This window comes from Corallincola luteus (assembly GCF_004336975.1).
In the GTDB taxonomy this organism is placed as follows: Bacteria; Pseudomonadota; Gammaproteobacteria; order Enterobacterales; family Neiellaceae; genus Corallincola; species Corallincola holothuriorum.
The window spans coordinates 24711-36125 of record NZ_SJXE01000004.1 but is presented as its reverse complement, the minus strand read 5'-3'; the positions used below and the strand labels follow the sequence as shown (position 1 = coordinate 36125).

Sequence of the window (11415 nt, the reverse complement as noted above, 5' to 3'; positions counted from 1 at the left end):
CTTAATTTGCCGCTTTTAGCTGCGGTTCGATCAATATGCCATCGGCGCTTGCCATCACCGGTACTGTGCCGGAGAACAAAACATCGAGTAACGCCGGGGTGGTTGACAGCTGGAAGTGTTGATTGCGCCCACTATCTCCATCAACAATATAGTAATGACCTCCATTACCTAACGCCCATACACCCGTTTCAGAATTAACCATATTGTTGATCGTGATGGGTTGGTCCAACGAGATGTTTGACCACATCCCTGCTTGATATCGCAGTACCGTGCCTCGTAAACCCGCCACCATGAAATCGTGATTATTAAGCGCCAATACCGAGAAGAACGACCCCTCGTAGCTTGCCTCTAAACTATGCCAACTGGCACCATTGTCATCACTCGCTGCAACCAGCCCCATTTCACCAACCATCACCAAACGCTCTCCCACTCTGGTGATCGCATTAAAGTGCGGTAGCAAACTGTTTAGCTCTTCAAGGTATGCTTGTTCATCCTCTAGCCGGATCTCAGTGAGATACTCACGATCTTCCTCATGTAGCAGTTCCGTGAGAAATCTTTGGTGCCAATTATTACCACCGTCGGTTGTCTCTAGGTATAAACCGTAAGCGCCGACCGCAATACCGTGTTGTTCAGTGAGGAATACCAGATCCAGTAATGGGCGATCCTCTTTTAACCAGGCATGCTGGATCTCCCACGACTCACCGCCATCGATTGTGTGCAGTACGGATGCTTCATGACCAACTACCCATCCTTGGCCATCATCGACAAAAAACGAACGTGTTAATGTGGTTTTTATTGGAACCTCTAGCTGGATCCAGTTGACGCCATCATCAGACTTGAGGATATGCCCCCTCTCACCGACGGCATAATGTTGTTTCTGCGCGGAGAAAAAATCTAATGTTAACGCCTTAGTGACATTAGGCACCATAAGTGCCTTCGAATCGGAACCTGCAATTGATGAAGCAGAAAAAAGGGCTGAAGCACCAATAAGGCTCACCCAAAAACTAGCTATGCGACCCATGAAATACTCAAATTGTCAGAAAAGAAAAGCGGGTCGTCCGACCCGCTAGTGCACTTGTTTAACGGCGACCCTCTTTACGAAGTGCCGACGCACTAAATGCATTATCCTTTAGTTCTACGCCGAAGTTATACATCGCCTCCTGATTATCTAAGCCAATGGCGATATAGCGCTTGGAGTTCAAGTCATGAAAGACTTCCAATGTCGACCAATGGGCAGGCAATTCATAATAGTTTAGCCCGTGCGCCATCGCGACCCGATAGAGTTGGTCACGGTTGTCGTACATATCGGCAACACTCACCTGCCAGCTATCTTCATCGATATAAAACACCCGCTTCTTATAGATATGGCTGATGCCTTCTTTCAGGTTAGCTTCAACCACCCATACACGATGCTTTTCGTAGCGCACATACTCAGGATTAATATGTCCTGCTTTCAAAATGTCGTCATAGGCAAGTTTGTCACTATGTAGCTCATAAGTATTGTAAGGAATAAGCAATTCCTTCTTACCCACCAGTGTCCAGTTGTAACGGTTTGGCGAACCATTAAACATGTCATAGTCGTCAGTCGTTCTTAAGCCATCTGCCGCTGTGCCTGGGGCATCATAAGCAACATTAGGGGCACGACGCACGCGACGTTGACCGGTGTTGTAGGTCCATGCTTGGCGCGGCGTTTTTATCTGATCCATGGTTTCGTGAACCAACAACGCTGTGCCTGCAAGGCGAGCTGGTTGGGTTACCTTTTGCTTAAACTTGAAAAGAATGTTTGTCTCTTCAAGTACTGCTGGATCGGCATTTGAGTTGTTGTAGGGTAACAACAGAGCCTCATCCAGGCCGATATAGGTATAAGAGCCATTAGCCGTCGGTGCCGCTTGCCCTGCTTTCCTGGTTAAAGCTTGGCCACGATAACGGGTCAGGTGATTCCAAATCACTTCCAGACCGTTGGCAGGAATAGGAAATGGAGTACCAATAGCGGCATTCTTTAAACCATTACCTCCATCAACCAATTCCGCTCTCGTGGCATTGGTTTTTGTCCAATCGTAGGCCACTTGCGGAAATGACGCGCTGCGCCGAGTCGGATACACGCTCATTTTAAAGCTGTCTGGGTAGGTATTAAACAGCGCGATCTGCCCTGGTGTGAGGAGTTCCTGGTGTTCCGCCAGGTTCTCTTTCGTGATGGTGTACAACACCTTATCATCAGGATAAGGATTAGGGTGATGCATACCCGCTTCGTAAGAAGCTGGAGGGGCCGTAATGCCCCCTTCCCAAGGCGGGATACTGCCATCGGCGTTACCCGCTTTTTCGGCACCAATAGGTGTAAGAGTGTCACCCAATTTTGCCGCTTCAGCCTCTGAGACCTTGGCTTGAACAGACACTGCGAACATCATCGAAATTGCTGACGCAACGAGAGTAATTTTTATCATTGTTGTTCTCTTCCCCGTTAGATCGAATACTTGATATTAAAAGAAACGAAGTCACGATCTTCCATACGATTGGATGTGCCTTTACCGTCCCAAAAGGTGTTGTAACTAAAGTCAGCACTCCAACGCTGTAGATAGTCAAAGCCTACACCTAAACCGGCTGATTTGCGTTCTTCAATGAACATGAATAACGGATCGGGGGTGGTACCCGATACATCGTGAGCAAAGAACAAACGCGGTGACATATTTACGCCAGAGAACACATCATTGAAAACAAACTGTGTGCGTAAGCGGTAACCCCATGAAAAATCATCCGGGAATGGGTTTGTTTCAACACCATCCTGAACGGCCAGCTCAAGGCCTTGTTTCTCTGGGAAACCACCACTGCGATCGGTACCCGGTGCATTTAAACGAAGATCATCATGGTCTGGCATGTCATGAATATAGATGCCGCCAAATTCAACTAACGCGAAGAAATTATCTGCGCCCCATGTAGGACCAAACAGGTGCGTCAATGTAAACTGCATCTGAGTAGTATCTGACTCGACATAGCCATCAACCCAACCGCCGGGCGCCGGCGCATCAAGCTGCGAAATACCGGCTAATGCGCCGTAGGTGTCAGGGTCCGCATTTGCCAACTGCTCTGGCATAAACGCAAATAACAATTCCACATCGTCGATCTGAAGAGGTTCATCTTGGCGGTGACTCACCTCACCAGCAACAGACGTATCACCAATACCGGTGTTGAAGCTCAAACCGAACATATTGATATCTTCAGGGTAAACTAAAACCCCGCGGGTAAATGCAGTCAGCTCGCTGACGTTGTCATTATCAATCGTGTTCGCTGCGATCATATTCAGATCATCAACAACACTGCTATCGCCAGCACACACGCCAGAGTTAGGATCTACACAAAAATTAGATGCATAGCCTGAGATAATCGGACGACGGCTGTGATAGTTAACATAGTAGAAGCCAAATTCAGTATCGTTTAACTCGGGAACGAACCAGCCCAGCTTAATACCATATTGGCCGCCATCATCAGGCGTCTCCGTACCGATTTTCAGTGCTTGTTCCGTACCGGAAGCAATATACAAACCGGCTACCTGATCCTGCACTTCTGACGGCAAAACATCCCAGTTATCCATGAGCTGCTGGAGGCTCATCCCTGTTAACGCTTGGTACTGGCCATCCAAGCCGTTCAGGCGTGACACTAAGCCATCCAGATCTTGATCGGGGTTTTGCGCGAACTGTAACTGTACAGTATTCAAATGGCCGCCCGAACCAGCGAAGTCATTGGTTGAAAAGTATGAGCCGGGCGGTGGTAAGACTGACTTTTCCCAATCATATTGGTAAAAAGCTTCTAAAGTGACGTTCTCCGTCAGGCCCAAGGAGGCAAACAACATGCCTACAGGAATAAACGCCTCTCGCAGTTCTGCGCCTGGGGTTCGTAACTGTGCAATATCAACAGGAACAATTTCACTAAGACCGTGAGGAATAAAGGTACTTTCACCCCAGTTAACTACTTGGTCACCTAAACGCAAAGACAACGGCATATCGCCATTTTCGCCTAAATCAAAGTCTGCGGTAATGTAGGCATCCAGCAGTCGAATATCGCGGCAAACTTCATCTTTCGCTTCACCGTCGCGACAAGGATCATAAGACTCTCCTGTTACCGGATTATCCCATTCATCTGTGTCCATCATGGCAAAGTCATAGAAATACATGCCACGAACAAAGAGCCCGAAGTTTTGATAGTTCAACTCAAGCTCATGGACACCTTTAACGATCTGAGAAAATGAATCCCCAGCGTCATACGTCAGGTTCGCATTATCGCTGTTGGTTGAATATATCCCCGTTGGGTTGGCCCAAACTGTCGCAGGATCAAATATCGGATTAGTGACAGGATCATAACCCTGCCAATTATTGGTTGAATTATTGAATTCAGGTTGGTTTGACTTACCAATCAGATCATAGTCACGATCTTCAACCCGCCAGCTTGCACCGACGGTGAAAGTAGAGTCAAAAGAGCCCTCAATTTCACCCCAGTCGAAAGTCACTGCATTTGCGGCTTGATGGCCAGATAAGGCCAGCAGTGCGATAGAAATACCTTTGGCGATGGGTCGTCTGATAAAACGGGATTGCCCTGTTGTCATTATATGTTCTCCCCAGTAAAGCAACCCATTTGTTATTTTGAATTTCTGTATGGTTAGGTTGCATTAACACAGCATAGTTACAACAAAAGGATAACATTTCAAGTCATTAGACCAGTCTCAACGCGTGGGTTTTTAACGAATTTTTGAGCTGTGTATCGTTTTTTGAAAAACCGATTTATACACCTGTTTAAAATGCACCAACTGAGTCACGCTAGCCATGATGTTCTGCATGAAGATGGCGTTTGAAGTGAATACTCTAATATTAAGTTTTTTTGAGGCTTACGAATCTGTTTTCACTGTCTGTCTGTAATTCGAATCGCCCTTCAATCCCTCTTTGGCTTAAAAATGGGCGAAACCTGGTGGCGGGGAGCTGAATACGACGACCGTATTGATCAGAGACCAATACGGTACTTGCTTGCCCTTTGTAGAGCGCTTGAAACTCATGGAAGCTCAAACGCACATAAAAATAGTAAACAGCCATCAGTAAAACCAATTCTTCTACAAGAATACTTGGCGCTACTGCGCCAAGCTTTTATCTACTATTTCAAACAGGTCTTTCGACAGTTCGGGCAACGCTAAAACCTCTTGCAGACATCCTTTCATTAACCCTTGTCGCGTTGCATCCATCTTTTTCCATTGGGTTAAAGGCGTGATAATTCTAGCTGCTACCTGTGGGTTGAGCTTATTCAGCTTAATCACGACCTCGGTTAGCAACTTATACCCCTCACCATCAATACGATGGAACTGGTATGGATTGCTTGCCGCAAATGTCCCGACCAAAGCTCTTACCCTATTCGGATTAGAAAAGCTAAATACCTCGTAATCAAATAAGCGGCGTATTGTAGAGATTGCGCTATCTGCAGGGCTTAAGGCTTGTATAGACAACCATTTATCCATCACCAGCGGGTCGTGCTTCCACGCCGCCTCATAACTAGTTAACAGACGCTCTTTACAGGTGAGCTGCCAATGATTTGCTGCCGCCAGTAACGCCAGTTTCTCGGTCATATTGTCTACGCGGTTAAAGCGCTCGACGATATCCGGCAAATGCGTTGGAGCACCTGCGGCTAAGTAGCTAATCAATACCCCTGACAGTGAACGCTGTGCGACATCTTTAGCCTCATATTGATATGGCCCAGGTCTTAGCGTAGCTAGCCGCGCAGAGATAACGTCACTCAGTCTTTCACCCAGACACCGGACGGCACTGTCACGCAACATAGCAAGACGGCTGATATCGCTAAAACTGCGTTGTTCAATGAGTGTTGCTACCGATGGTACCGAAAGGATTTCAGCGACGATCGCCTCATCGAGTTGCGTCGTTTTAATTAAAGCCTCGCACGCTGCGATAATAACGTCAGACAGCACCAATGAATCCATGCCTTTCTGTTCTGCAGCAAAGATAGCCTCAGACAAAAGTGACTGCAGTGCCGACCACTTAACATAAGCGTCGCTGGCGTGCTTAACCAAAAAGGCCAAGTCCGCTTCAGTGTAATCAAAATGCAGTTTTACTGGCGCTGAAAAGTTTACGAGTAAGGCTGGTGTCGGCTTCTGCTTGATCCCAAAGAACTCAAATGTTTGTGCAGTCTGCTTGAAATCGAGTACCGAATGTTGCAGCTCACCAACTTGATCGTTTAGAGGAAGCTCCTCGCCGTTGTCGGCATATAGCGCAATAGCTAAGGGGATATGCTGTGGCGCTTTCTCTGTTTGATCTGCGGTGGTCGGCGTTACTTGAGTACAGTTTAATGTATAACACTCGCGCACCTCGTCGTAGCTATCCGTCACGGTTACTTCAGGGGTACCCGACTGGCTATACCAACGTCTAAATGTCGTTAAGTCGATCCCTGACGCATCTTCCATTGCCAACACGAAGTCATCACAGGTTACAGCTTGGCCATCATGACGTTGGAAATACAGATCCATCCCTTTTCTAAACGACGCTTCGCCCAACAAAGTGTGGATCATACGGATCACTTCCGAACCCTTGTTGTAAACAGTGACCGTATAGAAGTTGTTCATCTCGATCACTTGCGCAGGTCTGATCGGATGCGCCATAGGCCCGGCATCTTCAGCAAATTGCTGGGTCTGAATAACCCGAACATTCTGCAAGCGATTTACAGCAGGGCTCCCCATATCGGCACTGAACTCTTGGTCACGGAAAACTGTCAGCCCCTCTTTCAGTGATAATTGGAACCAATCGCGACAAGTGACCCGGTTACCGGTCCAGTTGTGGAAATACTCATGACCGATTACCGCTTCGATATTGTGATAATCCGTATCCGTAGCGGACTGCGGCTCTGCCAAAACGTATTTACTATTGAATACGTTAAGCCCCTTGTTCTCCATTGCGCCCATATTGAAGAAGTCGACAGCAACGACCATGTAAATATCAAGGTCATAAGCTAGACCAAAGCGCTGCTCATCCCACGCCATTGAACGCTTTAACGCGGCAAGCGCAAACTCGCCTCGTGGCTTATTGCCCTTATCTACAAACAGCTGCAATGCAACATCACGGCCTTCCGTCGTGCGATAACTGTCGCACAACAGATCAAATTCACCCGCGACGAGAGCAAATAGATAACAGGGCTTGGGATGAGGATCATGCCAAGAGGCATAATGTCTGCCGTCCGGCAGGCGACCCTCTTCGGTCTTATTGCCGTTGGATAGCAAGTAACTACATTTTTCGTCAGCTTCAATGCGGGTAGTAAACACAGCAAGCACATCTGGACGATCAAGATAATAGGTTATTTTGCGGAAGCCCTCGGCCTCGCACTGCGTGCAATATGAACCTTCAGATAGATACAGCCCTTCTAGTGACGTATTGGCTTTAGGGTCAATTTCAGTGACAACAGTGACTTCAAAACACTCTGGTAACGATGATATTGTCAGTGTGGTGTCCGAACATTGAAAACGCTCAGCTGGTAACGGTTGACCGTCGATAGCCAATGACACCAACGTTAAGCCTTCACCGTCCAATACCAAGGGTTCATTGTGCCTCCCTGCTCTGCTTACTTGCATGCGGTTGGTAACGATCGCCTTGCTCTCGTCGAGTACAAAATTAAGCTCCACCGTGCTAATGGTAAAATTCGGTGGGCGATAATCTACAAGCCGTTTTACCGTTGGGGTTTGTTCTGTTTTCATCAGGCGTTATGACCTCTCGCAGCGACAACTTTGGCGTCTTTTAATGGCTTAATTTTGAAGCCGATATAGCCGTATAGCAAAGCGACCAAGGGGCTGGTCCAGTTGAAGAAACAATACATAAAGTATTCAAGCGGGTTGACCAATAATACGCTCTGCATATAGGCACCGCAGGAGTTCCAAGGGATCAGCGGTGAGGTAATCGTTCCCGCATCCTCTAACGTGCGCGACAAATTCACTGGGGCCAACCCTTTTTCAGCATATGCATCCTTGTACATACGCCCAGGCATGACGATAGCGATATATTGATCCGCAGTAATGATGTTTGTACCGAAACAGGTCGCTAAGGTACTGGCGATAAGTGAACCAGTGCTTTTAACCGAGCGAAGCAGCGCCTTCACGATACGTTGCAGAAGACCCGTTGATTCCATCACTGCGCCGAACGTCATTGCACTGATGATAAGCCAGATAGTATTTAGCATGCTCGACATACCGCCACCACTCACCAGTTCATCAACATCGCTATTTCCAGTGTTTACCGAAATACCATCAAACATCACCGTCCAAACCGCGTTAAGTGTTGCCATACCGCCGCGTAACTCATCGGTAGCGAACGTCGCTTGAATGAGGTCCTGTTGAAAAATCGCTGCCCACACCCCGCCAACTAAAGCACCACAAAAAACCGCAGGAAGCGCAGGTACGCGACTAATTGCCAAAGCTAATAAAACCAATAACGGCACGATATTCAGGATACTGATACTAAACTGCTCGTTTAGACCGTCACTTATCGATGCGATCCGCTCTGAGGCCACGTCAGCACCTGCTCCCATGCCCATAAATGAAAAGATGATAAGCGCCAATACGATGCTTGGGATAGAGGTCCACGTCATATGACGTATATGTTCAAACAGCTCACTGCCAGCAACTGCCGGAGCTAAATTGGTTGTTTCCGATAAGGGCGACATTTTATCGCCGAAATATGCGCCTGAGATAATTGCACCCGCAGTCACCGGCAACGACAAGCCAAAACCATTTGCTACGCCGATAAATGCTACACCAACAGTGGCAGCAACTGTCCAGCTACTGCCAATACTGATAGCCACAATCACACAGATAAGACACGTCGCGGCATAAAACCAGTCCGGATGCATGATTTGTAAGCCGTAGTAGATCAACGCTGGCACTGTACCCGCCAACAGCCATGTCCCGATTAACGCGCCGACGGCCAGCAGGATCAAAATGGCACCCATAGCGATAGAGATCCCCTTCACGATCCCTTGCTCTAACTGATCCCATCGATAGCCATTCTTTAGCCCCACCAATGCCGCAATAGTGGCAGCCAATAGCAGCGCAATTTGATTCGGCCCATAGGAGGAGTTATCTCCGTAGAGCGTGACTGATGTTGCCAACATCACCACCAAACAAACAATGGGGATTAATGCGTCGACAATCGATGGCGATTTAACCGTATCGTTTTGATTACTCATGAATTACGTCCTGGAGTGGAGGCTTTTGTGGCGGTACATCTAAAGTGTTCCGCTCAATTTTTGTATTATTTTTTATTGGTATCTATTTATGCAAAAAGCCGCAGATCTGACGATTGCGGCTTTCTAAATTAAGACTGTTTCCTAGTTGGCCTTCGCCAACCGCCCTGCTTCCACCAGATCCAGTGTGATGTAAACTGTCTCTGAAAGATAAAGGTCTTGGTCAGGCACTTTTTCTTCGTCCTTTAAGTCATCGAATGCTTCGAGTGACTCTAATGGTTTCAGCTCGTGCCGTACCCGGCGCTCATTCAGCCGAGCCAAACGTTTCTTCTCTTCAGCTTCGCGTTGAGCTAGACGTTGCTTCTCATTGAGCGAGATTGAAGTGTCGTCTTTTCGTGCCCGGTACTCTTCAATATCTTGATACACATATACGAATTCAGGGTTTTGAGTTAGCCTCGATTCATGCTTCTGAACCAGGCTGTCCAATGCCGGCGTCGGCTCGCCATAACTCTTGTATCGTGCTCGAGTGATTTGGTCATAAGGCAACGCATTGTCTTCTGTGCTTTCACCAAACTCTCCAGGGCGAACTTCACTAGGGAATTTGATGTCAGGAACAACACCTTTATTTTGCGTGCTGCCACCACTGATACGGTAGAACTTAGCAATGGTGTACTGGATATCACCCATAGGAGAATCGTACAGGTCATATATTCGACCGATACCTTTATGCTGTTGCACAGTCCCCTTACCAAACGTTTGCTCACCGACAACCAAGGCGCGACCGTAATCCTGTAATGCCGCAGCAAAGATCTCAGAAGCAGAAGCGCTGTAGCGGTTAACCAAGACAGTCAACGGGCCTTGGTAAAGCTTCTCATTGTCGACATCAACTTTTTCTTCAATGCGTCCGTTCTGCGAACGAACCTGTACCACAGGGCCGCTATCAATAAACAGACCCGTCAGCAGTTTGGCCTCTTCTAAAGAGCCTCCGCCATTATTGCGTAGGTCGATAATCAAGCCGTCAACGTCTTTAACTTCATTAAGCTCAAGCAGCAATTTTTGTACGTCTTTACTGAGATTGACATAAAAACCCGGTATCTCAATCACCGCAACTTTCTTGCCCTCGTACCCTTCAAGTTCTGCTTTCTCATACGTCAGTTTTGCGGCACGATCTTCAAGGCGGATCTTGTCACGTACGATAGTGACAATCTTGCTCTTAGCATCACCACCTGCATTTTCTGTCATGATCTCGAGTCTGACTTCGGTACCCTTAGGACCCTTAATCAAATCAACCACATCATCTAAACGCCAGCCGACAATATCGACCATCTCTTTGCCCTCTTGGGCAACTCCCACAATCTTGTCCTGTGGAGCCAACTGCTTACTTTTTTCAGCAGGGCCACCTTTGACAAGACTTCTAATCACTGTGTAATCATCTGTCGATTGCAACACAGCACCAATGCCTTCAAGTTGAAGATTCATCTCCATCTTAAAACGATCAGCATTTCTCGGGGAAAGATAAGATGTATGCGGCTCTATCGAGCGGGCGAATGCATTGATAAATGTTTGGAAAACATCTTCACTCTGAGCTTGTGTGAGACGCTTAATGGCATAGTTATAACGCTTACTTAATAACTCTTTGATCTCATCAGGCGTCTTACCAGCAAGCTTTAAGTTTAACGCTTCATACTTAACCCACTGTCGCCATAGTTCATCAAGCTCTGCGCTATTTTTGGCCCAGGGCGCATCCTCACGCTCATAGACATATTTGTCGTCAGCATTAAAATCGAAAGGCTTATCCAACAAACTCAATGCATATACGTAGCGATCATAGCGGCGCTTTTGAAAAACGTCGTAGATCTCGTAAGCAGGTGCCAATTGCCCTTTCTTCAACGCGCTATCTAGTTCAAAGCGGTACTTTTCAAACGCCTCAATATCGCTGGCGAGGAAGATATTCCGCCGAAAATCTAATTGCTTAAGATATCGGTCTAATATCTGCGAAGACATCTCATCATTTAACGCGATCTTTTTGTAATGCGAACGTTGAAACGTATTAGTGATCCGCATTGCAGCATCTTTATGCTGACTTTGCTGCACCAATGCTGGCAAGCTCGATTCGTCATACTTTGGCGCAAGCGCATAGGCGGACGCAGATAACAAGCCACCGATGAGCAGCGAAGTAACGCTATGAGTGATGAGTCTCTTCAA

The 11415-nt window shown here is 47.2% G+C and carries 7 protein-coding genes; all 7 read right to left on the bottom strand.

From position 1 onward, the window contains the following. Position 1: 1 nt before the first annotated feature. The 7 genes from EZV61_RS09725 to prc all read right to left on the bottom strand — a co-directional run bounded on the left by EZV61_RS09725 (position 2) and on the right by prc (position 11415). Positions 2–1021, bottom strand: a complete 1020-nt coding sequence (locus tag EZV61_RS09725; protein WP_114336570.1) for a WD40/YVTN/BNR-like repeat-containing protein — start codon at positions 1019–1021, stop codon at positions 2–4. Positions 1022–1079: 58 nt separating this feature from the next. Further along, positions 1080–2441, bottom strand: a complete 1362-nt coding sequence (locus EZV61_RS09720; protein WP_131415324.1) for a DUF1329 domain-containing protein — start codon at positions 2439–2441, stop codon at positions 1080–1082. 17 nt (positions 2442–2458) lie between these two features. After that, on the bottom strand, positions 2459–4594 hold the full coding sequence (locus EZV61_RS09715; RefSeq protein WP_114336568.1) for a DUF1302 domain-containing protein: 2136 nt from the start codon (positions 4592–4594) through the stop codon (positions 2459–2461). Between the two features lie 262 nt (positions 4595–4856). Then, positions 4857–5075, bottom strand: a complete 219-nt coding sequence (locus EZV61_RS09710; RefSeq protein WP_131415322.1) for a DUF2835 family protein — start codon at positions 5073–5075, stop codon at positions 4857–4859. Between the two features lie 35 nt (positions 5076–5110). Further along, on the bottom strand, positions 5111–7729 hold the full coding sequence (pepN, locus tag EZV61_RS09705; RefSeq protein WP_131415320.1) for an aminopeptidase N: 2619 nt from the start codon (positions 7727–7729) through the stop codon (positions 5111–5113). Next, positions 7729–9213: a Na+/H+ antiporter NhaC gene (gene nhaC, locus EZV61_RS09700; RefSeq protein WP_131415318.1), complete on the bottom strand. Its 1485-nt coding sequence runs from the start codon at positions 9211–9213 to the stop codon at positions 7729–7731. The genes pepN and nhaC overlap by 1 nt, the downstream gene beginning before the upstream one ends. A 141-nt stretch (positions 9214–9354) precedes the next feature. Further along, entirely contained in the window at positions 9355–11415 is a 2061-nt protein-coding gene (gene prc / locus EZV61_RS09695; protein ID WP_240695182.1) for a carboxy terminal-processing peptidase, read from the bottom strand.

Coding starts and splice junctions, on each gene's coding strand:
- nhaC (WP_131415318.1), bottom strand. CDS start 9,213: ATGAGTAATCAAAACGATACGGTTAAATCGCCATCGATTGTCGACGCA.
- pepN (WP_131415320.1), bottom strand. CDS start 7,729: ATGAAAACAGAACAAACCCCAACGGTAAAACGGCTTGTAGATTATCGC.
- EZV61_RS09720 (WP_131415324.1), bottom strand. CDS start 2,441: ATGATAAAAATTACTCTCGTTGCGTCAGCAATTTCGATGATGTTCGCA.
- EZV61_RS09725 (WP_114336570.1), bottom strand. CDS start 1,021: ATGGGTCGCATAGCTAGTTTTTGGGTGAGCCTTATTGGTGCTTCAGCC.
- EZV61_RS09710 (WP_131415322.1), bottom strand. CDS start 5,075: ATGGCTGTTTACTATTTTTATGTGCGTTTGAGCTTCCATGAGTTTCAA.
- EZV61_RS09715 (WP_114336568.1), bottom strand. CDS start 4,594: ATGACAACAGGGCAATCCCGTTTTATCAGACGACCCATCGCCAAAGGT.